The organism is Pseudomonas sp. TE3786 (genome assembly GCF_054057335.1).
In genome coordinates this window covers 236679-261940 of record NZ_JBSRZF010000005.1, presented here as the reverse complement: position 1 = coordinate 261940, position 25262 = coordinate 236679, and the positions used below count along the sequence as shown (strand labels likewise).

Genomic DNA, 25262 nt, shown 5'->3' with positions numbered 1-25262 from the left:
CCCGGCAAATGCCGGGCGTTTTGTTGTGCGGCCATAGGAGCGGCTACAGCCGCGAAGCGGTCGCCTCAGGTCAGCTCGATCAGCGCCTGCACCAATTCATTCTGATTAAACGGCTTGCCTATATGGGGCAACGCCAGGTCCGTATCATCCAGCTTGTCGGCATACCCGCTGGCCAGCAGCACCGGCAACGTCGGCCAGCGCTGGCGGATATGTTGGGCCAGTTCGGCACCGGTCATCAGTGGCATGGCCAGGTCGGTAACCACCACATCAATGCATGGGTTGCTGGTCAGCACCTCCAGCGCCTCGACACCGGAAGTGGCCTGTACGGCGGTGTAGCCGAGGTCTTCCAGCATGGCGACGGTGCTCAACAACACCAGCGGGTCATCGTCGACCACCAGTATGGTCAGCGGCTGCACCACGGCAGAGAGGGAAAACACCGGCGTTTCCTCCAGGGGTTCAGCGACCTCCACGGCGCTGGCCACCGGTAACCACATTTCTGCGCTGGTGCCCTGCCCCACTTCGCTGCTGAGCATCAGTCGGCCGCCGGATTGCTGGGCAAAACCATGCACCATCGACAAGCCCAGACCGGTGCCCTTGCCTACGCCTTTGGTGGTGAAGAAAGGCTCGCGGGCGCGATTGAGGGTTTCGGCATCCATACCCGCGCCGCTGTCGGTAACCGACAGGCAGATATAGCGACCGGCCTTGAGCTCGCCCTCATCCGCCGCCAGACTTTCCTCGCGGGCCGCAATCACGATCTGGCCACCGCTGGCCATGGCATCGCGGGCATTGACCGCCAGGTTGAGCAAGGCCATTTCCAATTGATTGCTGTCGGCCAGCAACGGGCTGAGGCGCAGGGGAAAACGTACTTCGATGCGGCTTTGCGGGCCGAGGGCGCGCTGCAGCAAGTCGGACATACCGCGCACCAGCGCCGGCGCATCCAGGGCTTCGACCACCAGTTTCTGGCTGCGGGCAAAGGCCAGCATGCGCTGGGTAAGCGTGGCTCCGCGTTGCGCGCCCTGGATGGCGTTGTCGAGCAACTTGAGAATTTTCGGGTCGTCGGGCACCCGGCGACGCACCACTTCCAGGCTGCCGAGCACCACCATCAACAGGTTGTTGAAGTCATGGGCGATGCCACCGGTAAGGCGCCCCAAGGATTCCATCTTCTGCGCCTGGAACAGCGATTCGCGGGCCTTTTCCAGGGCGCGCTGGGCCTCCAGGGTGTCGGTGATATCGCGGGTGATCTTGGCAAAGCCGATCAGGGCACCCTGGTCGTTGCGAATCGGGTCGACCACCACGCTGGCCCAGAAGCGGCTGCCGTCCTTGCGAATACGCCAGCCCTGGCTTTCAAAGCGGCCTTCGGCCAAGGCGCGGTTGAGGCCGCGTTGCGGCTCACCGTTGGCAACATCTTCAGGGCCGAAAAATACCGAGTAGTGCTGGCCGATGATTTCCTGCGGGGTATAGCCCTTGATCCGCTGGGCACCGGTGTTCCAGTTGGTGATCACCCCCGTGGGGTCGAGCATATAAAGGGCGTAGTCGGTGACGCCCTCGACCAGAATGCGAAATTGCCGGTCGCTCTGTTTCAGCGACTCTTCGGCCGCTCTACGCTCGGTCAGGTCGCGGGTGACCTTGGCGTAGCCAATCAGGCTGCCGTCCTGGCCACGAATCGGATCGATCACCACATGGCACCAAAAGCGTTCGCCGTTCTTACGCTGACGCCAGCCTTCGCCTTCGAAGCGGCCTTCCACTTCGGCAGTGAGCAGGGCCAGTTGCGGCATGCCGTTGGTACGGTCTTCTTCGGTATAGAAGCGGGAAAAATGCTGACCGAGGATTTCTGCCTCTTCGTAGCCTTTGAAACGCTTGGCTCCAGCGTTCCAGCTGCTGACCAAGCCCTGGGTGTCGAGCATATAAATGGCGTAGTCCGTGACCGCGTCGAGCAGCAACCGATAGCGGTCCTCGCTCATCAAGGGGTCTGGCTTGCGCTTAACCTGAGGCATGCAGGCTCCGGGGAGCTGAAATAGATGAATTGGCGGTTTGCGAATCATAGCGGCCCTGTCGACGACGGGTCTATTGGCCGCACGCCCTGTGCCCCTGGCAGATCCATGGGGTTGATGTGTTGTAGAGCCCCCGGCCCTGCATTCGTTCTGTGTATTTCCACGTAAGATTGCGCGCCGCTGCCCTCGCTCCAGGCGGCTTACGCTACCGCGACGCACCAGCCTGTTACCTAATGCCCCGCCCCCAGGCACCACACTGGTGCATTTACAATTTTCCGTTACCTGGCAAGGTTTTACCGGCCTGTGGAATAGCCAGATACGGCGGGATTCTGATCCAATATGTCGTCATATTTACAATGGTTCGAAAATTGCTGGCATACACTCGTTCGGGACCTGATCCCGTCGTACTTACGCGTTATCTCCCGTGATCTACACACTAAGGACACCAATCAATGAAGAAAGCATGGCTGACTCTTACCGCCCTGGCCCTTTGCGTTGGCGCCGGCGCGCTGCAAGCCAAAGAATTCAAAGAAATCCGCTTCGGTGTTGATCCTTCCTACGCTCCCTTCGAATCCAAAGCCGCTGACGGCAGCCTGGTCGGCTTCGACATCGACCTGGGCAACGCCATCTGCGCCGAGCTGAAGGTCAAGTGCAAATGGGTCGAAAGCGATTTCGACGGCATGATCCCTGGCCTCAAGGCTCGTAAATTCGACGGCGTGATCTCCTCCATGACCGTTACCCCAGCCCGCGAAAAAGTCATCGACTTCTCTGACGAGCTGTTCTCCGGCCCGACCTCCCTGGTGTTCAAGAAAGGCGCTGGCCTGACTGCTGACGTGGCCTCGCTGAAAGGCAAAACCGTTGGCTATGAGCAAGGCACCATTCAGGAAGCCTACGCCAAGTCCGTGCTGGACAAAGCCGGGGTAAAAACCCAGGCCTACCAGAACCAGGACCAGGTTTACGCCGACCTCACCAGCGGCCGTCTGGATGCCTCCATCCAGGACATGCTGCAAGCCGAGCTGGGCTTCCTGAAATCGCCACAAGGCGCTGACTACGAAGTGAGCGCGGCCATCGACAGCGAACTGCTGCCGTCGAAAACCGCCATCGGCCTGTCCAAAGGCAACGACGAGCTGAAAGCCCTGCTGAACAAAGGCATCAAAGCCCTGCACGATGACGGCAAATATGCCGAAATCCAGAAGAAGCACTTTGGTGAGCTGAATCTGTACCTCGGTAACAAGTAAGCTCTGCCGAGCGTGGCGGCGCTAACCTCCGCCCCGCTCTATCGCCCACCTCTCGAGGTGGGCGTTTTATTGGAAACGAAGGTTCGGATTCATGTTTGAAAACCTGCTGCAATTTCTCGGGCTGTCCGCCTTCAGCTTGAAGGGCTTTGGCCCTCTGCTACTGCTCGGCACCTGGATGACCATCAAATTATCGGTACTGTCGCTGCTCGTGGCCGTGATTCTCGGCCTGCTTGGCGCCAGCGCGAAACTGTCCAGCGTGCGCGCCCTGCGCATTCCGGCGCAGCTGTACACCACCCTGATCCGCGGCGTGCCCGATCTGGTGTTGATGCTGCTGATCTTCTACAGCCTGCAAACCTGGCTGTCGTCGTTCACCGACGCCATGGAATGGGATTACATCGAGATCGACCCCTTCGCGGCGGGTGTGATCACCCTCGGCTTTATTTATGGCGCGTATTTCACCGAGACCTTTCGCGGCGCGATTCTCGCCGTCCCGCGCGGTCAGGTGGAAGCGGCCACGGCCTATGGCCTGAAACGCGGTCAGCGTTTCCGTTATGTGGTGTTCCCGCAAATGATGCGTTTCGCCCTGCCGGGCATCGGCAATAACTGGATGGTGATGCTCAAGGCCACGGCGCTGGTGTCGATCATCGGCCTGGCGGACGTGGTGAAAGCCGCGCAGGACGCCGGCAAAAGCACCTATCAACTGTTCTATTTTCTGGTGCTGGCTGCGCTGATCTACCTGGCCATCACCAGCGCTTCGAACTTTGTCCTGCGACGCCTCGAACGGCGCTATGCGGCCGGCGCGCGGGAGGCAGTGCGATGATTGAATTACTGCAGGAATACTGGCGGCCGTTTCTGTACAGCGACGGCGTCAACGTCACCGGTCTGGCCATGACCATGTGGCTGCTCAGCGCTTCGATCTTCTTCGGTTTTCTGGTGTCCATTCCGCTGTCCATCGCCCGGGTTTCACCGTCGCGCTGGGTGCGCTGGCCGGTGCAGTTCTACACCTACCTGTTCCGTGGCACGCCGCTGTATATCCAGCTGCTGATTTGCTACACGGGTATCTACAGCATCGCTGCGGTGCGCGAAGTGCCGATGCTCGACTCGTTTTTCCGCGATGCGATGAACTGCACCATCCTGGCGTTTTCGCTGAACACCTGTGCCTACACCACCGAGATTTTTGCCGGTGCCATCCGCAGCATGAACCACGGTGAAGTGGAAGCGGCCAAGGCCTACGGCCTGAATGGCTGGAAGCTGTACGCCTACGTGATCATGCCTTCGGCCCTGCGTCGTTCGCTGCCCTACTACAGCAACGAAGTGATCCTGATGCTGCACTCCACCACCGTGGCTTTCACTGCCACCGTGCCGGATATTCTGAAAGTCGCACGGGACGCCAACTCGGCGACCTTTCTGACCTTTCAGTCGTTCGGTATCGCCGCCGTCATCTACCTGGCCATCACCTTTACCCTGGTGGGCCTGTTCCGCCTGGCGGAAAAACGCTGGCTGGCCTTCCTCGGCCCCGCGCACTAAGGATTGCCCATGCGTCATTTACAGCACGACCTGTTGGCCCCGGTGCCCGGCACTGCGCGGCAGATCCACAGCTTTCATTTCGGCCCCGAGCAAAGCGGCAAGAAGGCCTATATCCAGGCCTCGCTGCACGCCGACGAACTGCCCGGAATGCTCGTCGCATGGCACCTGAAACAGCGCCTGGCCGAGCTGGAAGCCGCTGGCCAGTTGCTTGGTGAAATCACTCTGGTGCCGGTCGCCAACCCAATTGGCCAGGCCCAGGTGGTGATGGATATGCCGCTGGGCCGCTACGAGCTGGAAACCCGCGAGAACTTCAACCGCGCCTTTATCAATGTCAGCCAGCAGGTCGGAGACGAAGTCGCGGCACTGCTCAATGACGATGCCGAGCACAACCTGCGGTTGATTCGCGCCAGCCTTAAACAAGTGCTGAACAGCCGCACCGCTGCCACCCAGCTGCAATCGCAACGACTGACCCTGCAACGCCTGGCCTGCCAGGCCGATGTGGTGCTCGACCTGCACTGCGACTTCGAAGCCGTGGCGCACCTGTACACCACGCCGGAAGCCTGGGCACGGGTCGAACCGCTGTCGCGTTATATCGGCACCGACGCCAACCTGCTGGCCAGCGACTCGGGCGGGCAATCGTTCGATGAGTCTTTCAGCTTGTTCTGGCTGCAATTGCAGCAGCGCTTCGGCCAGCAGTTCCCGATCGCCCAAGGTGCCATTGCGGTCACCGTCGAGCACCGTGGCGTGCTGGATGTCAGCCACGAGCAGGCCGCCGCCGATTGCCAGGCGATCCTCAACTACCTGAGCCACTTCGGCGTGATTGCCGGCGAGCCCCCTGCCCTGCCCGAACTGCGCCAGCCGGCGACGCCGCTGGCCGGGGTTGAACCGGTGACCACCGCGGTCGGTGGCCTGCTGGTGTTCAGCGCCACCCCGGGACAGATCATGGCCGCTGGCGATCTGATCGCCGAGGTCATCGACCCGATCAGCGACAGCGTCACGCCAATTTATTGCAGCACCGCGGGCCTGCTGTACGCCCGTTCGATGCGCCGCATGGCCACCGCAGGCATGGCCATCGCCCACGTTGCGGGCAGCAATGCCTACCGCAGCGGCTACCTACTTTCGCCTTGAGGACTCCTCGCCCATGTACAAACTGACCATCGATGGCCTGCACAAGAGTTACGGCGACAACGAAGTGCTCAAAGGCGTATCGCTAAAGGCCGAAAGCGGCGACGTGATCTGCCTGATCGGTGCCAGCGGTTCGGGCAAGAGCACCTTTCTGCGCTGCATCAACTTTCTTGAGCAGCCTAACGACGGTGCCATGAGCCTGGATGGCCAGCAGATCCGCATGGTCACCGACCGCGGCGGCATGCGCGTGGCCGATGAAGACGAACTGCAGCGCATCCGGTGCCGCCTGGCCATGGTGTTCCAGCACTTCAATCTGTGGAGCCATATGACGGTGCTGGAAAACATCACCATGGCCCCACGCCGGGTGCTGGGCGTAAGTAAGGAAGAAGCCGAAAGCCGTGCACGCCGTTACCTGGAAAAGGTCGGTTTGCCCGAGCGCGTGGCCAACCAGTACCCGGCGTTTCTCTCCGGCGGTCAGCAGCAACGCGTGGCGATTGCCCGGGCGTTGGCGATGGAGCCGGAGATCATGCTGTTCGACGAACCCACCTCGGCCCTCGACCCCGAGCTGGTAGGCGAAGTGCTGAAAGTGATCCAGGCCCTGGCCGAAGAAGGCCGCACCATGATCCTGGTCACCCACGAAATGGGCTTCGCCCGCCAGGTGGCCAGCCAGGTGGTGTTTTTGCACCAGGGCAAGATCGAGGAACAAGGCACGCCCAAGGATGTGCTGGATAACCCGCAGAGCGAGCGGTTGCGCCAGTTCCTCAGCGGAAACCTGAAATAATCCCCAGTCGTCCCAACGCAGGCTGGGACCCAGAATGTTTCGGCGAACGTATTCCCCCAGACGATTCTGGATCCCAGCCTGCGCTAGGATGACGGTGTGCGGTTGGAGGCATGCGGCAAACCCAATAAAAAACCGGGCACAAGGCCCGGTTTTTTATTGGCTGAAACGACTCACGCCTTGGGCAAGGTCACGCCCAACTGGCCCTGGTATTTGCCGCCACGGTCTTTGTACGACACTTCACAGGCTTCGTCCGACTGCAGGAACAGCATCTGCGCCACGCCTTCGTTGGCGTAGATCTTCGCCGGCAAGGTGGTGGTGTTGGAGAATTCCAGGGTCACATGGCCTTCCCATTCCGGTTCCAGCGGGGTGACGTTGACGATAATGCCGCAGCGCGCGTAGGTGCTTTTGCCCAGGCAGATGGTCAGCACGTCACGGGGAATGCGGAAGAACTCCACAGTGCGCGCCAGGGCGAAGGAGTTCGGCGGGATGATGCAAACGTCGCTTTTGACATCGACAAAGCTCTTCTCATCGAAGTTCTTCGGGTCGACGGTGGCCGAGTTGATGTTGGTGAACACCTTGAATTCGTCGGCACAGCGTACGTCGTAGCCGTAGCTGGACACCCCGTAGGAGATCAGCGCGTTGGCGCCTTCGGCCCGCACCTGACGCTCCACAAAGGGCTCGATCATGCCGTGCTCTTGGGCCATGCGGCGAATCCACTTATCCGATTTGATGCTCATGGCGAGGTGTCCTGAATAGCGAGGTGAAAAAGTGTGGGCATCTTACCGGGAGGCCGTGCCGGGTTCAAACAACGCCCCGTGCGGGGCGTCGGTGGCGGCTTAATCGTCGGAAATCACGATATTCGGCATGCCGGGCGCATTCTGCCCGCTCTGGGCAATACGCGCGCCCACAGCTCGGGCGACTTCCTGATAGAGCATGGCGATCTGGCTTTCCGGATCGGCAATAGCCGTTGGCTTGCCGCCATCGGACTGCATGCGGATGGCCATCGACAGCGGCAGCGAAGCCAGCAGGTCGACGTCGTACTGCGCCGCCAGCTTCTCGCCGCCACCTTCACCGAACAGGTGCTCGGCATGGCCGCAGTTGGAGCAGATATGCACGGCCATGTTTTCCACCACGCCGAGCACCGGAATATTCACTTTGCGGAACATTTCCACGCCTTTACGCGCGTCCAGCAGGGCCAGATCCTGCGGGGTGGTGACGATTACCGCACCAGCCACCGGCACTTTCTGCGCCAGGGTCAGCTGGATATCACCGGTGCCTGGCGGCATGTCCACCACCAGGTAATCCAGATCGCCCCAGGCGGTTTGCGTCACCAGCTGCAGCAAAGCACCGGAAACCATCGGCCCGCGCCAGACCATCGGCGTGTTGTCATCGGTAAGAAAGGCCATGGACATCACTTCCACGCCGTGGGCCTTGATCGGCACAAACCACTTCTGCTCTTTCACCTGCGGGCGGGTGCCCTCGGCAATGCCGAACATGATGCCTTGGCTGGGGCCATAGATATCGGCGTCGAGAATGCCGACCTTGGCACCCTCACGGGCCAGGGCCAGGGCCAGGTTGGCAGCGGTGGTGGACTTGCCCACCCCGCCTTTGCCGGAGGCCACGGCGATCACGTTCTTGACGTTGGCCAGGCCCGGCACCTGGGCCTGAGCCTTGTGCGCGGCGATGTTGATGTCGATCTGCACGCTGGCGCTGTCGATGCCATCGACATTTTCCAGGGCCATTTGCAGCATCTGCGCCCAACCGTTCTTGAACAGATCGGCGGCGTAGCCCAGCTCCAGGCGCACACGCACCTTGCCGCCATCGATGCTGACATCGCGCAGGCAACCGGCGCTTACCGGGTCTTGATTGAGGTTGGGATCGGTGAACTGGCGCAGGGTCGCTTCGACCACCTGGCGGGTAACGGCGCTCATGGGGCAACTCCGAAAGGCTGAGCAAAACAGGCGGGCATCTTACTCCAGCGCAAATTGCATGTGGGCTAAAAGCATCGCGGCTCAAGCCGCTCCTACGGGAATGTGCGGTCGGTAGGAGCGGCTTCAGCCGCGATGCGGGTGAAAAAAAACCGCCAGGCCTTTATAGTTGCCGACTTCCCTCGTAATGCCAGTGCAGCCGATTACCATGTCCGAGCCCCGCAAAATCCTCGTCACCAGCGCCCTGCCCTATGCCAACGGTTCGATTCACCTTGGCCATATGCTCGAGTACATCCAGACCGATATCTGGGTGCGCTTTCAGAAGCACCGCGGCAATCAATGCATTTATGTCTGCGCAGACGACGCCCACGGCTCGGCCATCATGTTGCGCGCAGAGAAAGAAGGCATCACCGCCCAACAGTTGATCGACAACGTCAAAGCCGAGCACAGCGCCGACTTCGCCAGTTTCCTGGTGGACTTCGATAACTTCCACTCCACCCATTCGGAAGAAAACCGCGAGCTGTCCACCTCGATCTACCTGGCCCTGCGCGACAAAGGCCATATCGCCACGCGTTCGGTGACCCAGTATTTCGATCCGGAAAAAGGCATGTTCCTGGCCGACCGCTTTATCAAAGGCACCTGCCCGAAATGCGGCACCGACGATCAGTACGGCGATAACTGCGAAAAATGCGGTGCCACCTACGCGCCCACCGAGCTGAAAAACCCGCGCTCGGCCATTTCCGGTGCCGTGCCGGTGCTCAAAGACTCCAAGCACTTCTTCTTCAAGCTGCCCGACTTCCAGGCCATGCTGCAAACCTGGACCCGCAGCGGCACCTTGCAAGACGCGGTAGCCAACAAGATCGCCGAGTGGCTGGATTCCGGCCTGCAGGAGTGGGATATCTCCCGCGATGCGCCGTACTTCGGCTTTGAAATTCCCGATGAGCCGGGCAAGTACTTCTACGTCTGGCTGGACGCCCCTATCGGCTACATGGCCAGCTTCAAGAACCTGTGCAACCGCACGCCGGAGCTGGACTTCGACGCGTTCTGGAACAAGGATTCGACCGCCGAGCTGTACCACTTCATCGGCAAGGACATCGTCAACTTCCACGCCCTGTTCTGGCCGGCGATGCTCGAAGGCGCGGGCTACCGCAAGCCGACCCAGATCGCGGTGCACGGCTACCTGACCGTCAACGGGCAGAAAATGTCGAAGTCGCGCGGCACCTTTATCAAGGCGCGCACCTACCTCGATCACCTGTCACCGGAATACCTGCGCTACTACTACGCCGCCAAGCTCAGCCGTGGCGTGGATGACCTGGACCTGAACCTCGAAGACTTTGTGCAGAAGGTCAACTCCGACCTGGTGGGCAAAGTGGTGAATATCGCCAGCCGTTGCGCGGGCTTTATTCACAAAGGTAACGCCGGCGTTATGGTCGACAGCAACGCCGCGCCAGAGCTGACCGAGGCCTTCCTCGCCGCCACGCCGAGCATTGCCGATGCCTACGAGGCCCGCGACTTCGCCCGTGCCATGCGCGAAATCATGGCCCTGGCCGACCGCGCCAACGCCTGGATCGCCGACAAGGCTCCCTGGGCCCTGGCCAAACAGGAAGGCAAGCAGGATGAAGTGCAGGCCGTCTGCGCCCTGGGCATCAACCTGTTCCGCCAACTGGTGATTCTGCTCAAGCCGGTATTGCCGACCCTGGCCAGCGATGCCGAGGCCTTCCTCAACGTGGCACCGCTGAGCTGGGACGATCACAAAACCCTGCTGGCCAACCATCAGCTCAACGCCTTCCAGCCGCTGATTACCCGTATCGATCCGAAAGCCGTGGAAGCTATGACCGAAGCCTCGAAAGAAGACCTGGCCAGCAGCGAAGCCGCTGCCGCGCCTGCCGGCAATGGCGAGCTGACAAAAGATCCGCTAGCGGCCGAAATCGGCTTTGACGCCTTCGCGGCTGTCGACCTGCGCATTGCGCTGATCGAGAAATGCGAGTTCGTTGAAGGTGCCGACAAGTTGCTGCGCCTGACCCTGGATATCGGCGATGCCAAGCGCAATGTGTTCTCCGGCATCAAGAGCGCCTACCCGGACCCAAGCAAACTGGAAGGTCGCCTGACCCTCTATGTGGCCAACCTGGCGGCACGCAAGATGAAGTTCGGCGTCTCCGAAGGCATGGTGCTGGCCGCCGGCCCTGGCGGTGAAGAGATTTACCTGCTGAGCCCGGACAGCGGCGCGAAGCCGGGGCAGCGGGTTAAGTAAGGCGGTACCGAGCGGGGCTGAGTAATCTCAGCTCCGTTTTTATTTCTGCAAGGAAGCAATGATGAAATTCACTTGGATGATGCCTGTTTTGTTGCTGGTTCTAGCGGGCTGTGATCAGCGCCAAACGGCGGGTTATGACACCTCCGATGTACAGGGCGAAAAGTCCAAAACCAGCAGCTTTCTCGCTTATGAACACACCCTCGATTTCCGACTCGACGAAGCCGTAGTTAGCCAGCGCGTTACCGACACCCGCGAAGCGTGCATCAGCGGCCGTTTCGGGGCCTGCGAGCTCCTCGGTATCGAGCAAGGCGACAACCACTATCGCGCGGCGAGCCTGCGCGTGCGCATCGTCCCGGAAGGTGTCGAGCCTTTGGTGGCCCTGGCCGGCAACGGCGGCCAACTGGTTAACCGTCAGACCCACGCCGAAGACCTCGCCCAAGCCGTCAGCGACAACAATCAGGTGCGCGAGCGCCTGCAGCGCCAATACAAAACCCTCGAACAATTCCAGGACCGCAAAGACCTCAGCGTCAGCGACATGCTCGCCCTCGCCCGCGAAATGGCCGAGGTGCAAGTGCAACTCGACGCCACCTCGCAGGAAGCGGCCCAACAGCAGCGCCGGATCAACACCAACTTGCTGACGCTGAACTTCAGCACCTCCGTGCAACGCCAAGGCCGCTTCAGTCGCATCTGGGATGCCGTCGGCGACCTGCTCGACAACGCCACCGACGGCACCACCAAGGCCCTGGAAGTGCTGGGTTACGGCATTCCGTTCCTGATCGTGCTGTTGCCGCTGGCGCTGCTGGTGCGCTGGGTATGGCGCAAGGTCACGCGGCGCAAGGCCAACTGATTTCCGCTAGGCCTGTACACCTGGCTGTACCGAGCCGGTGCCATCCCGGATAATGGCACCCCTCTCTGGCCATGCAGCGACAGCCCCGCGTGATGACCGCTTTTTTCCTCGCCCTGATTGGCGCCGCGCTGGTCAATAACCTGCTGGTACTGCTGCCCGCTGGTGCCGACGCCGTGCAGGCGCAACCGGCGCGGCTGGCCTTGCTGGGTCCGGCCAGCGCGCTACTGATCGCCGTGGCCACGCCGCTGGGCTGGCTGCTGTTTCATGGCCTGCTGTTACCGCTGCAACTCGATTACCTGCGTCTGTTCGTTTACCTGCCGTTGGTGGCGGCGCTGGCCTGGCTGTGCCTGCGCCTGCTGCGCCGGGTCCGTGCACTGAGCGTCGAAGGCCTGGGCTGGCCGCTGTTGGTCGGCAATGGCGCGGCCTTGGGCAGCATGCTGCTGGCCGAGACGCAGCCCTTTGTGCAGGCACTGGCGTTGGGGGTGGGCGGCGGACTGGGCTTCTGGCTGGCGCTGCGGCTGCTGGCGGATCTGCTCGCCCGCATCGACCACCAGGCCGTTCCGGCGGCCTTTCGCGGCGCACCCATTGTGCTGATCAGTGCCGGCCTGCTGGGTTTGGCGCTGCTTGGTCTGCAAGGGTTGGCAGGGCAATGAGCAGCTTGATTTCCGTGGTCGCCATCGACGCCCTGCTGCCGCAGACCCAGTGCGGCAAGTGCGGCCATCCGGGCTGCAAGCCCTACGCCGAGGGCATTGCTCAAGGCGAAGCGATCAACAAGTGCCCGCCGGGCGGCGAAAGCACTATCCAAGCGTTGGCGCAATTGCTCCAGGTGCCGGTGCTGCCGCCAGAGGTACCCCCCATTCCGCCGCAGCTGGCGTTTATCCGCGAGGCCGAGTGCATTGGCTGCACCAAGTGCATTCAGGCCTGCCCGGTGGATGCCATCGTCGGTGCCGCCAAGTTGATGCATACGGTGATTACTGACGAATGCACCGGCTGTGAATTGTGCGTGGCACCCTGCCCGGTCGATTGCATCGATCTGCTTCCCCTGGCCGAGCCCGAGGCACAGGCACAGCGGCGGCGTGCCGATCATTTCCGTCAGCGCCATGAAAACCACCTGACGCGCTTGCAGCGCGACGATGCGCAGCGCCAGGCGGAACGCGTGGCGCGCGCGGAGCGTCAGGCGCAACCGGTTGCCGTCGCCACCCTCGACCCTGTGCAAGCGGCTATCGAACGAGTCAAGGCGCAGAAAGCCGCCAGCGGCGATGATCAGCACAAGCGCTTGAAAATCGAAGCGGCCATGGCTCAGGTGGCGTACAGCAAAGCACAACGGCAACTGGCGACCTATGGCACTGCGGAGCTGGAGCAGCAGGTGGAGGCGTTGCGTCAGGTCGCCGAAACCGCCCAGGCGGCGCTCAAGGCTGCCAACGCAGCGGCACCTGCCGATGACAGTCAGATCGCGCTGAAAAAAGCCAAGATCGCCCTAGCGGTTGCCCGCGCCGCACTGAAAAGCGCTGAGCGCGAGGGTGCCGAGCTGGCGGCCCTGCAAGCCGCTTTGAGCGCAGCGGAACAGGCGTTGCACCACGCCGAAGCGGCCTGCAACAAGCCGGCACCCAATCTGCTACGCATCGACAAGCGTCCGATAGACAGCCAATCCCGCGCGCTGAAAACCGAGCTGGCCTATGCCCGCGCTGAGGTCAGCAAAGTCGAGCGCCAGCAGCCGCTCGATGAGGTGGCGTTGGCTACAGCAAAACAACGTCTGCGTAATGCAGAGGCACAACTCAATGCCTACCACGCCCCTTAACCTCGCGTTCGACCCGCGCCCCAGCATGCAATGGGTGCTGCTGGCCTGCGTGCCCGGCGCGCTGGTGCTGAGCTGGCAATACGGCTGGGGCACGCTGCTGCAACTGCTGCTCGGCCTGGCTACCGCGTTGACCTGCGAGGCGCTGGTACGCCGTCTGCGTGACCAGCCCGCCAGCGCTGCTACGGCGCTGGGTGGTGTGGCCCAGCTCGGCGAAGGCAGTGCGTTGGTCAGCGCCGTGCTGCTGGCGTTGGCGCTGCCGCCCTATGCGCCCTGGTGGCTGAGCGTCAGCGCCGCGGCCTTTGCGCAGGTGTTCGGCAAGGCGCTGTTTGGCGGCTTTGGCAAAAACCCGTTGAACCCGGCCATGCTTGGCTATGCCTTCGCCCTGCTGGCCTTTCCGCTGCAGATGAGCCAATGGCCGGCAGCGGGCAGCGGCCAAGGGCTGATCGCCGCGCTGCAGCAGGTGTTGGGCGGGCAACTGCCGGTGGATGGCTGGAGCCAGGCCACGCTGCTGGACAGCCTGAAACACAATGATCGGCTGACCGTAGATGAGCTGTTCCAGCGCAACCCAGCCTTTAGCCAGTGGAGCGCCGGCTGGGTCAACCTGGCCTTTTTGCTCGGCGGCTTGTTGCTGCTGCAACGCCAGGTGATTCGCTGGCACACCCCGGTGGGCATGCTGGGCGCGTTGTTTGTGGCCAGCCTGCTGTGCTGGAACGGCACGGGCTCGGATTCCAATGGCTCGCCGTTTTTCCATCTGTTTTCCGGGGCGACCATGCTGGGTGCGTTTTTTATCGCCACCGAGCCGGTGTCCGGCCCCGTCAGCGACCGGGCGCGCCTGCTGTTCGGGATTGGCGTGGGGCTCTGGCTGTATGTGATCCGCACCTGGGGCGGTTATGCCGATGGCGTGGCGTTTGCCGTGCTGGGCATGAACCTGCTGGTGCCGCTGCTGGAACGGCACGCCGCACAGCGTATGGAGAAACCGGCCCATGAGTAAGCGTTCGCTGGCCGTCTTGGGCGGGGTGCTGCTGGCCTTGATAGCCGCCGTCGCGGGTGTCGAGCGCCTGCTCAGCGAACAGATCGCCAGCGAGCGCCAGGCCGCCCAGGAGCGGGCACTGCTGGATCTGCTGGCACCGGGCAGCTACGACAACCATCCCCTCGCCGCTCCAATCGCCCTGCCAGACACTGAGCGACTCGGCCTGCCGGCACCGGCCTTCGCTTATCTTGCCAGCCGCAACGCTATGGCCAGCGCGGTGCTGCTACCGGCCCGTGGCAATGGCTACGAGGGCAGCATCGACCTGCTGCTGGCCATCTCCCCCGCCGGCCAACTGCTGGCGGTGAAGGTGTTGAGCGAGCATGAAACGCCCGGCCTCGGCGATCTCAGCAGCGCGGCGAAAAGCCCCTGGCTACGCGGCTTCTTTGGCCATAGCGCCAGCGATGCCGATTGGCGGGTGAAGGCCGATGGCGGCCAGTTCGACCAGATGGCCGGTGCTACCGTGACCTCCCGCGCAGTCAGCAAGGCGGTGCAACAAGGCCTGAGCTACTTCGATGCCCATAAACCGTTGCTGCTCAAGCAGGAGGCACCATGAGACCGCTATGGCTGGTGGGGCTGGCACCGTTGCTGGGGGCCAGCGATCAGTTGATCAGTGCCTTGGGCCTGAGTCTGGTGGCGCTGCCCCTGCTGCTGGTGCTGGGCGCGCTGGGCGGGCTGCTGGTGCGTCTGGAACCAGGGCTGCGCAGGCTGGCCCTGGCGATGGTTGCCTGCACGCTGCTGACCCTGGCCGATCTGCTGCTGCAAGCCTGGGCCCTGGAACTGCGCCAGGCCCTGGGGATCTTCCTGCCGCTGTTGCTGGTGACACTGGTACAGCCGCCCGCGCAATGGCGTCAGGGGCTCAACCAGGCAGCGCTGTTCGGTGCCGTCGCCGTGCTGCTGGGCAGCCTGCGCGAAGTGCTGGGCAGCGCTACCCTGCTGCGTCATGCCGAGTGGTTATTCGGTGCGGCGGCGGGCAATTGGACGCTGCACCTGGCCGGTTTCAATGGCCTGCATCTGTTTGCCCTGGCACCGGGTGCCTTTATTCTGCTGGGCCTGCTGTGGGCTGCAGCCCGCTGCGTCTTCCCTTCCACTCTTGCTGCTGACTCCAACGCCCGATGAACGCTGCCAAACGTTACGAGATCTTTCGCCGTCTACACGAAGACAACCCCGAACCGAAAACCGAGCTGGCGTACAGCACGCCATTCGAATTGCTGATTGCGGTGATTCTTTCGGCACAGGCCACCGACGTCAGCGTCAACAAGGCCACCGCCAAGCTCTACCCGGTGGCCAATACCCCGGAGGCGATTTACGCCTTGGGCGTCGAGGGTCTGAGCGAATACATCAAGACCATCGGCCTGTACAACAGCAAGGCCAGGAACGTGATCGAAACCTGCCGCCGCCTGATCGAGCTGCACGGCAGTCAGGTACCGGAAACCCGCGAAGCACTGGAAGCCCTGCCGGGCGTTGGCCGCAAGACCGCCAATGTGGTGCTCAACACCGCGTTCCGGCAGCTGGCAATGGCGGTGGACACCCATATTTTCCGGGTTAGCAACCGCACCAACATCGCCCCGGGCAAGAATGTGGTCGAGGTGGAAAAACAGTTAGTCAAATTCGTACCCAAGGAATTTCTCCTCGACGCTCACCATTGGCTGATCCTCCACGGCCGTTATGTGTGCATCGCACGCAAGCCCCGCTGCGGCAGTTGCCGGATCGAAGACCTGTGCGAGTACAAAGGCAAAACATCCGACGATTGACTTATTTGCGAATTCCCTGACAGTCGATTGAAAAAATCTTTTTTACCAGCCTCGGATTTGCCGATATAAGGTGCGCCAATGGCCCTGTAGCCGGAGTGGACGTCAATGAGCACTAGCAAAGAAGAACTGGAACTCGACGAAGACGTGGTAAGCGACGATGGCGATGACGTGGTGGAAGCCCCGGTCGAAGTGGCAAAAACCAATCTGACCAAGCGCCGCATCATCGACAACCTCTTGGAAGAGCGACGGTTGCACAAACAACTGGCCGAATACGATTTCGATCTGTAATCAGCCAATAAAAAGCCCGACTTGATGTCGGGCTTTTTATTGGGCGTTACATCGCCTCGTAGGAGCGGCTTCAGCCGTTTCGACAGGATCAATCAATCGCCGCGTGACGGCGACAGCAGTTCGATCTTGTAGCCATCCGGATCTTCAACGAACGCCAGGATGCTGGTGCCGTGCTTCATCGGGCCGGGCTCGCGGGTAATTTTGCCGCCACGGGCGCGGATGTCTTCGCAGGCTTTGTACACATCGGCCACTTCCAGGGCGATATGGCCATAGCCGGTGCCCAGTTCATAGCTGTCCACGCCCCAGTTGTGGGTCAGCTCTATCACGCTGTTTTCCGCTTCATTGCCGTAGCCGACGAACGCCAGGGTGAACTGCCCTTCCGGGTAATCCTTGCGGCGCAGCAGGGTCATGCCCAGCACTTCGGTATAGAACGCGATGGATTTATCCATATCGCCGACACGCAGCATGGTGTGCAGCAGTCTCATCAGTCGTTTCCTCATCGTTTGCCCGTAGTTTCGGGCTTATAAACACAAACCCCGGCTCATGGCCGGGGTTTGTTCAGGCACCTGCAGCTTATCAGAACAGCTTGCGGCCCTTGTTGGCGGCGATGCGCATGCGCAAGGCGTTCAACTTGATAAAGCCAGCCGCGTCGGCCTGGTTGTACGCGCCGCCGTCTTCTTCGAAGGTGGCGATATTGGCGTCGAACAACGAGCCGTCGGACTTGCGACCGGTGACGATGACGTTGCCTTTGTACAGCTTCAGGCGGACCACACCGTTCACGTGGGCCTGGGAAGCGTCGATCATCTGTTGCAGCATCAAACGCTCAGGGCTCCACCAGTAGCCGGTGTAGATCAGGCTGGCGTACTTGGGCATCAACTCGTCTTTGAGGTGAGCCACTTCGCGGTCGAGGGTGATCGACTCGATGGCGCGGTGCGCACGCAGCATGATGGTGCCGCCAGGGGTCTCGTAGCAGCCACGGGACTTCATGCCGACATAGCGGTTTTCGACGATATCGAGACGACCGATACCGTTCTCCCCGCCGATCTTGTTCAGCGTGGCCAGTACGGTGGCCGGGCTCATTTCCACGCCGTCGAGGGCGACGATGTCGCCGTTGCGGTAGGTGAGTTCCAGGTAGGTCGGCTTGTCTGGAGCGTTCTCCGGGGAGACGGTCCATTTCCACATATCTTCTTCGTGCTCAGTCCAGGTGTCTTCCAGCACGCCGCCTTCATAGGAGATGTGCAGCAGGTTGGCATCCATGGAGTACGGGGATTTTTTCTTGCCGTGACGCTCGATCGGGATGGCGTGCTTCTCGGCGTAGTCCATCAGCTTCTCGCGGGACAGCAGGTCCCATTCACGCCAAGGAGCAATCACTTTCACGCCGGGCTTGAGGGCGTAGGCACCCAGTTCGAAACGTACCTGGTCGTTGCCTTTGCCGGTGGCACCGTGGGAAATGGCGTCGGCGCCGGTTTCATTGGCGATTTCGATCAGACGTTTGGCAATCAGCGGACGGGCAATGGAAGTACCCAGCAGGTACTCGCCTTCGTACACGGTGTTGGCGCGGAACATGGGATAAACGAAATCACGCACGAATTCTTCGCGCAGGTCGTCGATGAAGATTTCCTTGACGCCCATAGCCTGTGCCTTGGCACGGGCCGGCTCAACTTCTTCGCCTTGACCGAGATCGGCGGTGAAAGTCACCACCTCACATTGATAGGTGTCTTGCAGCCACTTGAGAATTACCGAAGTGTCGAGGCCACCGGAATACGCCAGGACAACCTTCTTTACGTCCGCCATGCCATCACTCCACGGGGTTCTACGGAAAACCCGCGATTCTACTGGCAGCAACGCGCGATTTACAGAGGCGCGACAGCTTATGACGATGAAGCGACGGTTTCTTTCGTCTAAACGACGACCGGATCAGGACGTGGCAGCCGGTTTTATCGGCGCGGCGGTAGCCGGTGTCGCGGATTCCGGGGCCACTGGCTGGCGAGACAAGTGCACGGTTACGCGGCGGTTCTTCGCGCGATTGGCGGCGTTGATGTTCGGCACCAGCGGGTATTGCTCGCCATAGAAGCGCACAACGATCTGCTCTTCGGGCACGCCATTGGCTTTGAAGTATTCCATGACCGCCAGCGCCCGGCGGCGGGACATGTCGCGGTTGGTCAGGCGGTTGCCGCCGTTGTCGGAGTGGCCGTCCAGTTCGATATGGTTAACGCTGGGATCGGCCTTCATGTACTGCAGGATGATTTCCAATTTGGCGCGGGAAACATCGTCAAGATCAGCGCCGCCGCCGGGGAAATTGACCTGGGCTTGCTTGATCTGGTCGAAGTTCACCGGCAGCAGTTTGGTCGTGCAATCCAGGTAATCGTGATAGGCCTTGTTGAATTTCACCGGCAGCAGGCGTATTTCCACGCCTTCACCGCCTTCCGCGGTGCGGTGACGCACCAGTGGGCTGCGGCCTTCGAGCAGACCGGTGAGCAGACGCGCACCTTGCTGCTGGGTGCTATTAAAGGGCAAGGCACCGTTATCGACAGTCACCATTCCCAGGTTGATATCGCCACGACCCGGCTGCCAGGGCGCAGCGGCGGCCACCAGGGTGGCTGAACCCGCCCCCAGCCAACGCTCACGAGCCTGTAGGCGAAAAGTGACCTGCTCACCGGCACGGCGAACGAATTGGCCTTGGCCAAAATCGGTAATGTCTTGCGACAGACGGCATTCGAATTGATCGCCATCCACCTTCCATTCGACCTTTTCCAGACGCGTCTGAAAGGTGATCGCCACGGCCGGCAGGCTGGCGAAGAGGCTAAACAAGGCGAGATAGCGCTGGCGCACGGTAGGCTCCACAAGGATTTACTGCATTCTCAGGGGGTATCGGTTGGCGCTGGCAAAACTTGATAGCGGGTGCCGCTCTCAGGCTTTTCCGGTAGCATTCGCAGCAGTTTTTACCGCACAAATTTCGCTGATCTGGTATCGCCCCCCATGACTGACCGCCTAACCCTGTTGCGCCCCGACGACTGGCATATTCACTTGCGCGACGGCGCGGTGCTGCCCCATACGGTCGCCGACGTCGCGCGCACCTTTGGCCGCGCCATCATCATGCCGAATCTGGTGCCGCCAGTGCGCAATGCCGCCGAAGCCGATGGCTATCGCCAGCGCATTCTTGCCGCACGCCCGGCCGGCAGCCAATTCGATCCCTTGATGGTGCTGTACCTCACCGACCTGACCAGCCCTGACGACGTGCGTGCCGCCAAGGCTTCGGGTTTTGTCCATGCCGCCAAGCTCTACCCCGCCGGAGCCACCACCAACTCCGACTCGGGAGTAACCAGCGTCGACAAGATTTTCCATGTTCTCGAAGCCATGGCCGAAGTTGGCCTGCCGCTGTTGGTACACGGCGAAGTGACCCGCGGCGAGATCGACGTGTTCGACCGCGAAAAGGTGTTTATCGATGAGCACCTGACCCGCGTGGTCGCGCGCTTCCCGACGCTGAAAGTGGTGTTCGAACACATCACCACCGGCGACGCGGTGCAGTTCGTCAACAGTGCCCCGGCCAACGTCGGCGCCACCATCACCGCCCACCATTTGCTCTACAACCGCAACCATATGCTGGTTGGCGGCATCCGCCCGCACTTCTATTGCCTGCCGATTCTCAAGCGCAATGTGCACCAGGAAGCCCTGCTCGACGCCGCCACCAGCGGCAGCGCCAAGTTTTTCCTCGGCACCGACTCGGCACCCCATGCCCAGCATGCCAAGGAAGCCGCTTGCGGCTGCGCCGGTTGCTATACCGCCTATGCGGCGATCGAGTTGTATGCCGAAGCGTTCGAGCAGCGCAATGCGCTGGACAAGCTGGAAGGATTCGCCAGCAAGAACGGCCCGGATTTCTACGGCCTGCCACGCAATACCGACACCATTACCCTGGTCCGTGAAGAATGGACTGCCCCGACCAGCTTGCCGCTTGGCGAGCACAGTGTCGTCCCGCTGCGCGCCGGTGAAAAACTGCGCTGGCGCCTGCTGGAGCAAAACGCGTGAGTGAAGACAACTACGACGACGAACTGGAAGGCGGCGGCAGCAATTCGCGCCACCCCATGGCGGCACGTTTTCGCGGCTATCTGCCGGTGGTCGTCGATGTCGAGACCGGCGGTTTCAACTCCGCTACCGACGCACTGCTGGAAATTGCTGCAGTCACCGTGGGCATGGATGAAAAGGGGTTTCTGTTTCCGGAGCACACCTACTTCTTCCGGATCGAGCCGTTTGAAGGTGCCAATATCGAGCCGGCGGCGCTGGAGTTCACCGGGATCAAACTGGATCACCCACTGCGTATGGCAGTGAGCGAGGAGTCGGCGCTCACCGATATCTTCCGTGGCATCCGTAAAGCGCTGAAGGCCAATGGCTGCAAGCGCGCGATTCTGGTCGGCCATAACAGTAGCTTCGACCTGGGCTTCCTCAATGCGGCGGTCGCTCGCAATGACTTGAAGCGCAACCCGTTCCACCCCTTCTCCAGCTTCGATACCGCTACCCTCGCCGGCCTCGCCTATGGGCAGACGGTGTTGGCGCGCGCCTGTCAGGCGGCCGGGATGGATTTCGATGGCCGGGAAGCGCATTCGGCGCGTTACGACACCGAGAAGACTGCCGAGCTGTTCTGCGGCATCGTCAACCGCTGGAAAGAGCTCGGCGGATGGCAGGATTTCGACGACTGATCCTGTTGGTTTCCAACAAAAACCCGGCCTTGGTGCCGGGTTTTTTATTACCTGCCCATCGGCGCTTTACCGTTTATCGGTCCGCGGGAATATCCGCGCCAATCGCCCTCCAGCGCTTTGACAAGCGTTCTCATTAACATTAGTATCCTTCGCATCACGCCATATTGAGTTTTGGGCCTTTTATGTACGTATGCCTTTGCATGGGTGTCACCGACGGTCAGATCCGCGATGCAATCAATGAAGGTTGCTGCAGCTACCGCGATGTTCGTAACGCTCTGGAAGTTGCCAGCCAATGCGGGAAATGCGCGACCCTGGCCAAGCAGGTAGTTCGCGAAACCCTCACCGAAGTGCAAAGCAGCCAGGCCGCCCTCGCCTACCCAGCAAATTTTGTCATGGCATAAAGTAGTCAGATTCTGAAAACCGGACCTAGTGTCCGGTTTTTTTATGCCCAAAATTCAAGCAGTTAGCGCCAAGACGCAGAAATAAAACATTCGTATTCGGTTTTAATTTTCGTTTAAATTCAAACACTTACATTTGACAGTCGAAATTCGCAGGGTCAGACTCTCAGGCTATCACTCCCTTGCACGGCAGGACCCCGACATGAAAGGCGACAAGAAAGTCATCCAGCACCTCAATAAAATCCTCGGCAACGAGCTGGTCGCCATCAACCAATACTTCCTGCATGCGCGCATGTATGAAGACTGGGGCCTGAAAAAGCTGGGCGAGCACGAGTACCACGAGTCCATCGATGAGATGAAACACGCGGACAAGCTGATCAAACGCATTCTGTTCCTTGAAGGCCTGCCAAACCTGCAAGATCTCGGCAAGATCCTGATCGGTGAGAACACCAAGGAAATGCTGGAGTGCGACCTGAAGATCGAGCACAAAGCGCATATCGATCTGAAAGAAGCCATCGCTTACTGCGAAAGCATTTCCGACTACGCCAGCCGTGAACTGCTCGAAGAGATTCTCTGCTCCGAGGAAGATCACATCGACTGGCTGGAAACCCAGCTCAGCCTGATCGATAAAGTCGGCCTGCAGAACTACCTGCAATCGCAGATGGACGAGTGATTCGTCAGGCATAAAAAAGCCCCGCAGATGCGGGGCTTTTTATTTACTGCGTTTGATCAGGCGTCCGCTTTGGCGGAGGCTGCCTTGACCAGGGTTTGCAGCTCACCCTTTTCAAACATCTCGACCATGATGTCGCTGCCACCAACCAACTCACCACCAACCCACAGTTGCGGGAAGGTTGGCCAGTTGGCGTATTTTGGCAGGTTGGCGCGGATTTCCGGGTTCTGCAGGATGTCGACATAAGCGAATTTCTCGCCGCATGCCATGACCACCTGGGCCGCCTTCGACGAGAAGCCGCATTGCGGAGCGTTCGGCGAGCCTTTCATGTACAGCAGGATGGCGTTGTTAGCGATCTGCTCTTTGATAGTTTCGATGATATCCATGGGTACCTCAGCACTAAGGCCTGTCTGATCAACTCGCCGACTCACGGGCCGACACGGTGGCGGGCATTGTAACGGAAAGCCGCGCGCTTGGCGCGACCCTCCTATCGTCGTAATCCGCAGACGTTGTAGGCCAATCAGGCCGCCGCCACTACCACCGGCACCCCATTCAACGCCGCGTTGCCAGACAGCACGTCCAGCTGACGTTCATCGGTCAGGTCATTGGCGCTGGCACCCGGTTGCGCGCTGGCAATCGCCATCTGTACGCCTGGGCGGCCGTGACCCCAGCCGTGGGGCAGACTGACCACGCCTTGCATCATGTCATCGCTGCCCGCCACTTCCACTTCGATCATGCCGACCCGCGAACGCACGCTGACCAACTGGCCATCGATGAGCGAGCGGCTGGCCATATCCTGCGGATTCATCAGCAATTGATGGCGCGGCTTGCCTTTCACCAGACGGTGATAGTTGTGCATCCAGGAGTTGTTGCTGCGTACATGGCGACGGCCGATCAGCATCAGTTCATCGGCCTTGGGCGCTGGCTGGGCGGCGAAGCGTGCCAGGTCGTTGAGGAGAATCTGCGGTGCCGCCTGCACGGTTTTGCTCGGGGTTTTCAGGCGCTCCAGCAGATTGGCTTTCAGTGCGCCCAGATCGAGACCGTGGGGATGCTCGCGGAGTTTGGCCACCGACAGTTTGTGCTCGGACTTGTCGCCATACAGGCCAAAGCGCAGGCCCATGTCGATCATCTGCGCCGGCTCGATGGTCGGCTTCAGCTCGGTGCCGTTCTTCGCCGCGAAGGCCTTGGCCAGGCCGACGAAAATCTCCCAGTCGTGCAAGGCACCAGCCGGCTTGGCCAGCACCGGCTCGTTGAAGCGGGTGACATTGCGCACGGCGAACACGTTGAAGGTGGTGTCGTAATGATCGTGCTCCAGCGGAGCCGTAGGCGGCAGGATCAGGTCGGCGTAACGGGTGGTTTCGTTGATATAGAAGTCGATGCACAGCATAAATTCGAGGCCATCCAGGGCCTGCTCCAACTGCCGGCCGTTGGGGGTCGATAACACCGGGTTGCCGGCCACCGTCACCAGGGCGCGAATCTGTCCTTCCCCTGGGGTCAGCATCTCTTCGGCCAACGCGGATACCGGCAGCTCGCCGCCGTACTCCGGCAATGCCGAAACCCGGCTTTGCCAGCGATTGAAATGGCCGCCCGAGGTGGTTGCCACCAGGTCCACAGCCGGCTCGGTGCAGAGCACGCCGCCAACCCGGTCGAGGTTGCCGGTGACCAGGTTGATCAGTTGCACCACCCACTGGCACAGGGTGCCGAATACCTGGGTGGAAACCCCCATACGGCCATAACACACCGCCTTGTCGGCACCCGCGAAGTCCCGGGCCAATTGCCGGATGGTGTCGGCCGGCACACCACAACGGGCGCTCATGGCCTCGGCCGTAAAGGCAGCCACCGCCTTACGCACCTCCTCCACGCCATCGATGGGCAAGTGGCTAGTGCGAGTCAGGCCCTCTTCGAACAGGGTATTGAGCACACCAAACAGCAGCGCCGCATCCTGCCCGGGCCGGACAAAAATATGTTGATCGGCAATCGCCGCCGTCTCGCTGCGGCGCGGGTCGACCACCACCACTTTGCCACCACGGGCCTTGATCGCCTTCAGCCGTTTTTCCACGTTGGGCACGGTCATGATGCTGCCGTTGGAGGCCAACGGGTTGCCGCCGAGAATCAGCATGAAATCGGTATGGTCGATATCGGGGATCGGAATCAGCAGACCATGGCCGTACATCAAATGGCTGGTCAGGTGATGGGGCAACTGGTCCACCGAGGTGGCCGAATAACGGTTGCGAGTTTTCAGTTGGCCGAGAAAGTAATTGCTGTGGGTCATCAGCCCGTAGTTATGCACACTCGGGTTGCCCTGGTAGATGGCCACCGCGTTCTGCCCGTGGCGCGCCTGAATATCGGCAAGGCGACTGGCCACCAATTCAAACGCCTCCTCCCACTCGATGGCTTGCCATTCACTGCCAACGCGGCGCATGGGTTGGCGCAAGCGATCGGGGTCGTGCTGGATATCTTGCAGGGCCACCGCCTTGGGGCAGATATGGCCGTTGCTGAAGCTATCTTGCGCGTCGCCCTTGATAGAAAGGATCTGCTGACTGCCGTCAGCCAGGGTTTCGGTTTCGATGCTAAGGCCACAAATGGCCTCGCACAGATGACATGCACGGTGATGGAGGGTCTTGGTCATGGCCTAGCCTCATTTTTATTTGGGACGACCAATCAGGTCGGTAAGCGTCGACTATGGAGTGCCCGACCGGCCTTCGCCATCAGCCTAAGCCCCGTGAATCGGGGCTTATCAGGCCTACCCATACACTCGTTCAGACGCCGACTACAGCAATTCTCAGCTGCGAACCACGGCGCGTTTCGGCGGATATATGCCATTTATATCGATAACAACGCCTTCGCTAGTCGCATTACTCAAACAAAGTGCGTATCTTTAGACCACTGTGCTGCATGTGTACCGCGAATCGCAACCTGGTGTTTAGATCTCGATCCAACCATCT

General features: G+C 60.9%; 26 protein-coding genes. 18 read left to right on the top strand and 8 right to left on the bottom strand.

Annotation, left to right across the window (positions count from 1 at the left end):
* Nucleotides 1-65: 65 nt before the first annotated feature.
* Nucleotides 66-1994 carry a PAS domain S-box protein gene (locus ACVW0Y_RS08720; protein ID WP_457437566.1) on the bottom strand — a complete coding sequence of 643 codons (1929 nt, stop codon included), beginning with the start codon at nt 1992-1994 and terminating at the stop codon, nt 66-68.
* A gap of 449 nt (nt 1995-2443) precedes the next feature.
* Between ACVW0Y_RS08720 and ACVW0Y_RS08715 the strand changes: the two genes are divergently transcribed.
* From ACVW0Y_RS08715 to ACVW0Y_RS08695, 5 genes are all read left to right on the top strand, one after another.
* Nucleotides 2444-3229, top strand: a complete 786-nt coding sequence (locus ACVW0Y_RS08715) for a transporter substrate-binding domain-containing protein (RefSeq protein ID WP_457437564.1) — start codon at nt 2444-2446, stop codon at nt 3227-3229.
* A 91-nt stretch (nt 3230-3320) separates the two neighbouring features.
* Nucleotides 3321-4049: an ABC transporter permease gene (locus ACVW0Y_RS08710; RefSeq protein WP_457437563.1), complete on the top strand. Its 729-nt coding sequence runs from the start codon at nt 3321-3323 to the stop codon at nt 4047-4049.
* A complete protein-coding gene (locus ACVW0Y_RS08705; RefSeq protein ID WP_457437561.1) occupies nt 4046-4756 on the top strand; it encodes an ABC transporter permease in 711 nt (236 codons plus the stop codon). Before ACVW0Y_RS08710 ends, ACVW0Y_RS08705 begins: the two co-directional genes overlap by 4 nt.
* A gap of 9 nt (nt 4757-4765) precedes the next feature.
* Nucleotides 4766-5884, top strand: coding sequence for a succinylglutamate desuccinylase/aspartoacylase family protein (locus ACVW0Y_RS08700; RefSeq protein WP_457437559.1), 1119 nt, complete (start codon nt 4766-4768; stop codon nt 5882-5884).
* Nucleotides 5885-5897: 13 nt separating this feature from the next.
* On the top strand, nt 5898-6662 hold the full coding sequence (locus ACVW0Y_RS08695) for an ABC transporter ATP-binding protein (protein WP_457437558.1): 765 nt from the start codon (nt 5898-5900) through the stop codon (nt 6660-6662).
* Nucleotides 6663-6832: 170 nt separating this feature from the next.
* Here the strand turns inward: ACVW0Y_RS08695 and dcd are convergent, their stop codons facing one another.
* Together dcd and apbC are read right to left on the bottom strand one after the other, a co-directional pair.
* Entirely contained in the window at nt 6833-7399 is a 567-nt protein-coding gene (gene dcd / locus ACVW0Y_RS08690; protein WP_108097498.1) for a dCTP deaminase, read from the bottom strand.
* Between the two features lie 99 nt (nt 7400-7498).
* A complete protein-coding gene (gene apbC / locus ACVW0Y_RS08685) occupies nt 7499-8593 on the bottom strand; it encodes an iron-sulfur cluster carrier protein ApbC (protein ID WP_457437556.1) in 1095 nt (364 codons plus the stop codon).
* 205 nt (nt 8594-8798) lie between these two features.
* Between apbC and metG the strand changes: the two genes are divergently transcribed.
* The 9 genes from metG (at nt 8799) to ACVW0Y_RS08640 (ending at nt 16555) form a co-directional block, all read left to right on the top strand.
* Nucleotides 8799-10841: a methionine--tRNA ligase gene (gene metG / locus ACVW0Y_RS08680; RefSeq protein ID WP_457437554.1), complete on the top strand. Its 2043-nt coding sequence runs from the start codon at nt 8799-8801 to the stop codon at nt 10839-10841.
* A gap of 61 nt (nt 10842-10902) precedes the next feature.
* The gene (locus tag ACVW0Y_RS08675; protein ID WP_457437553.1) at nt 10903-11688 is read left to right on the top strand and encodes a DUF4349 domain-containing protein; all 786 of its coding nucleotides are present in this window, start codon (nt 10903-10905) and stop codon (nt 11686-11688) included.
* A gap of 92 nt (nt 11689-11780) precedes the next feature.
* Nucleotides 11781-12341, top strand: a complete 561-nt coding sequence (locus tag ACVW0Y_RS08670) for an Rnf-Nqr domain containing protein (protein ID WP_457437591.1) — start codon at nt 11781-11783, stop codon at nt 12339-12341.
* 5 nt (nt 12342-12346) lie between these two features.
* Entirely contained in the window at nt 12347-13486 is a 1140-nt protein-coding gene (gene rsxB / locus ACVW0Y_RS08665) for an electron transport complex subunit RsxB (RefSeq protein ID WP_457437589.1), read from the top strand.
* Entirely contained in the window at nt 13467-14477 is a 1011-nt protein-coding gene (locus tag ACVW0Y_RS08660) for an RnfABCDGE type electron transport complex subunit D (protein ID WP_457437552.1), read from the top strand. Before rsxB ends, ACVW0Y_RS08660 begins: the two co-directional genes overlap by 20 nt.
* On the top strand, nt 14470-15069 hold the full coding sequence (locus tag ACVW0Y_RS08655; RefSeq protein ID WP_457437550.1) for an RnfABCDGE type electron transport complex subunit G: 600 nt from the start codon (nt 14470-14472) through the stop codon (nt 15067-15069). The genes ACVW0Y_RS08660 and ACVW0Y_RS08655 overlap by 8 nt, the downstream gene beginning before the upstream one ends.
* A complete protein-coding gene (locus tag ACVW0Y_RS08650; protein ID WP_457437548.1) occupies nt 15066-15632 on the top strand; it encodes an Rnf-Nqr domain containing protein in 567 nt (188 codons plus the stop codon). Before ACVW0Y_RS08655 ends, ACVW0Y_RS08650 begins: the two co-directional genes overlap by 4 nt.
* Nucleotides 15629-16267, top strand: a complete 639-nt coding sequence (gene nth / locus ACVW0Y_RS08645; protein ID WP_457437547.1) for an endonuclease III — start codon at nt 15629-15631, stop codon at nt 16265-16267. Before ACVW0Y_RS08650 ends, nth begins: the two co-directional genes overlap by 4 nt.
* Nucleotides 16268-16372: 105 nt before the next feature.
* On the top strand, nt 16373-16555 hold the full coding sequence (locus ACVW0Y_RS08640; RefSeq protein ID WP_457437546.1) for a PA3496 family putative envelope integrity protein: 183 nt from the start codon (nt 16373-16375) through the stop codon (nt 16553-16555).
* A 92-nt stretch (nt 16556-16647) separates the two neighbouring features.
* On the opposite strand, the gene gloA is transcribed toward ACVW0Y_RS08640, so the two are convergent.
* The 3 genes from gloA to ACVW0Y_RS08625 form a co-directional block, all read right to left on the bottom strand.
* On the bottom strand, nt 16648-17040 hold the full coding sequence (gene gloA / locus ACVW0Y_RS08635) for a lactoylglutathione lyase (RefSeq protein ID WP_457437545.1): 393 nt from the start codon (nt 17038-17040) through the stop codon (nt 16648-16650).
* Between the two features lie 91 nt (nt 17041-17131).
* Complete coding sequence (locus ACVW0Y_RS08630) at nt 17132-18349, bottom strand: argininosuccinate synthase (protein WP_457437544.1); 1218 nt, start codon at nt 18347-18349, stop codon at nt 17132-17134.
* Nucleotides 18350-18472: 123 nt separating this feature from the next.
* Nucleotides 18473-19387 carry a flagellar protein MotY gene (locus ACVW0Y_RS08625; RefSeq protein ID WP_457437543.1) on the bottom strand — a complete coding sequence of 305 codons (915 nt, stop codon included), beginning with the start codon at nt 19385-19387 and terminating at the stop codon, nt 18473-18475.
* 147 nt (nt 19388-19534) lie between these two features.
* On the opposite strand from ACVW0Y_RS08625, the gene pyrC reads away from it, so the two are divergent.
* The 4 genes from pyrC to bfr all read left to right on the top strand — a co-directional run bounded on the left by pyrC (nt 19535) and on the right by bfr (nt 22320).
* Nucleotides 19535-20581, top strand: coding sequence for a dihydroorotase (pyrC, locus tag ACVW0Y_RS08620; protein ID WP_457437542.1), 1047 nt, complete (start codon nt 19535-19537; stop codon nt 20579-20581).
* Entirely contained in the window at nt 20578-21249 is a 672-nt protein-coding gene (rnt, locus tag ACVW0Y_RS08615) for a ribonuclease T (protein ID WP_457437541.1), read from the top strand. The genes pyrC and rnt overlap by 4 nt, the downstream gene beginning before the upstream one ends.
* A gap of 182 nt (nt 21250-21431) precedes the next feature.
* Nucleotides 21432-21650: a bacterioferritin-associated ferredoxin gene (locus ACVW0Y_RS08610; protein ID WP_108097517.1), complete on the top strand. Its 219-nt coding sequence runs from the start codon at nt 21432-21434 to the stop codon at nt 21648-21650.
* Nucleotides 21651-21849: 199 nt separating this feature from the next.
* Complete coding sequence (gene bfr / locus ACVW0Y_RS08605; protein ID WP_457437540.1) at nt 21850-22320, top strand: bacterioferritin; 471 nt, start codon at nt 21850-21852, stop codon at nt 22318-22320.
* Between the two features lie 56 nt (nt 22321-22376).
* On the opposite strand, the gene grxD is transcribed toward bfr, so the two are convergent.
* Both grxD and ACVW0Y_RS08595 read right to left on the bottom strand, forming a co-directional pair.
* Nucleotides 22377-22703: a Grx4 family monothiol glutaredoxin gene (grxD, locus tag ACVW0Y_RS08600; RefSeq protein ID WP_108097519.1), complete on the bottom strand. Its 327-nt coding sequence runs from the start codon at nt 22701-22703 to the stop codon at nt 22377-22379.
* Between the two features lie 134 nt (nt 22704-22837).
* A complete protein-coding gene (locus ACVW0Y_RS08595) occupies nt 22838-24946 on the bottom strand; it encodes a molybdopterin oxidoreductase family protein (RefSeq protein WP_457437539.1) in 2109 nt (702 codons plus the stop codon).
* Nucleotides 24947-25262: the final 316 nt, after the last annotated feature.

Bases quoted from the DNA above. Each gene is read 5' to 3' on its own strand.
- ACVW0Y_RS08720 (WP_457437566.1), bottom strand. From the start codon at position 1,994: ATGCCTCAGGTTAAGCGCAAGCCAGACCCCTTGATGAGCGAGGACCGC.
- ACVW0Y_RS08715 (WP_457437564.1), top strand. From the start codon at position 2,444: ATGAAGAAAGCATGGCTGACTCTTACCGCCCTGGCCCTTTGCGTTGGC.
- ACVW0Y_RS08710 (WP_457437563.1), top strand. From the start codon at position 3,321: ATGTTTGAAAACCTGCTGCAATTTCTCGGGCTGTCCGCCTTCAGCTTG.
- ACVW0Y_RS08705 (WP_457437561.1), top strand. From the start codon at position 4,046: ATGATTGAATTACTGCAGGAATACTGGCGGCCGTTTCTGTACAGCGAC.
- ACVW0Y_RS08700 (WP_457437559.1), top strand. From the start codon at position 4,766: ATGCGTCATTTACAGCACGACCTGTTGGCCCCGGTGCCCGGCACTGCG.
- ACVW0Y_RS08695 (WP_457437558.1), top strand. From the start codon at position 5,898: ATGTACAAACTGACCATCGATGGCCTGCACAAGAGTTACGGCGACAAC.
- dcd (WP_108097498.1), bottom strand. From the start codon at position 7,399: ATGAGCATCAAATCGGATAAGTGGATTCGCCGCATGGCCCAAGAGCAC.
- apbC (WP_457437556.1), bottom strand. From the start codon at position 8,593: ATGAGCGCCGTTACCCGCCAGGTGGTCGAAGCGACCCTGCGCCAGTTC.
- metG (WP_457437554.1), top strand. From the start codon at position 8,799: ATGTCCGAGCCCCGCAAAATCCTCGTCACCAGCGCCCTGCCCTATGCC.
- ACVW0Y_RS08675 (WP_457437553.1), top strand. From the start codon at position 10,903: ATGAAATTCACTTGGATGATGCCTGTTTTGTTGCTGGTTCTAGCGGGC.
- ACVW0Y_RS08670 (WP_457437591.1), top strand. From the start codon at position 11,781: ATGACCGCTTTTTTCCTCGCCCTGATTGGCGCCGCGCTGGTCAATAAC.
- ACVW0Y_RS08660 (WP_457437552.1), top strand. From the start codon at position 13,467: ATGCCTACCACGCCCCTTAACCTCGCGTTCGACCCGCGCCCCAGCATG.
- ACVW0Y_RS08655 (WP_457437550.1), top strand. From the start codon at position 14,470: ATGAGTAAGCGTTCGCTGGCCGTCTTGGGCGGGGTGCTGCTGGCCTTG.
- ACVW0Y_RS08650 (WP_457437548.1), top strand. From the start codon at position 15,066: ATGAGACCGCTATGGCTGGTGGGGCTGGCACCGTTGCTGGGGGCCAGC.
- nth (WP_457437547.1), top strand. From the start codon at position 15,629: ATGAACGCTGCCAAACGTTACGAGATCTTTCGCCGTCTACACGAAGAC.
- ACVW0Y_RS08640 (WP_457437546.1), top strand. From the start codon at position 16,373: ATGAGCACTAGCAAAGAAGAACTGGAACTCGACGAAGACGTGGTAAGC.
- gloA (WP_457437545.1), bottom strand. From the start codon at position 17,040: ATGAGACTGCTGCACACCATGCTGCGTGTCGGCGATATGGATAAATCC.
- ACVW0Y_RS08630 (WP_457437544.1), bottom strand. From the start codon at position 18,349: ATGGCGGACGTAAAGAAGGTTGTCCTGGCGTATTCCGGTGGCCTCGAC.
- pyrC (WP_457437542.1), top strand. From the start codon at position 19,535: ATGACTGACCGCCTAACCCTGTTGCGCCCCGACGACTGGCATATTCAC.
- ACVW0Y_RS08610 (WP_108097517.1), top strand. From the start codon at position 21,432: ATGTACGTATGCCTTTGCATGGGTGTCACCGACGGTCAGATCCGCGAT.
- bfr (WP_457437540.1), top strand. From the start codon at position 21,850: ATGAAAGGCGACAAGAAAGTCATCCAGCACCTCAATAAAATCCTCGGC.
- grxD (WP_108097519.1), bottom strand. From the start codon at position 22,703: ATGGATATCATCGAAACTATCAAAGAGCAGATCGCTAACAACGCCATC.
- ACVW0Y_RS08595 (WP_457437539.1), bottom strand. From the start codon at position 24,946: ATGACCAAGACCCTCCATCACCGTGCATGTCATCTGTGCGAGGCCATT.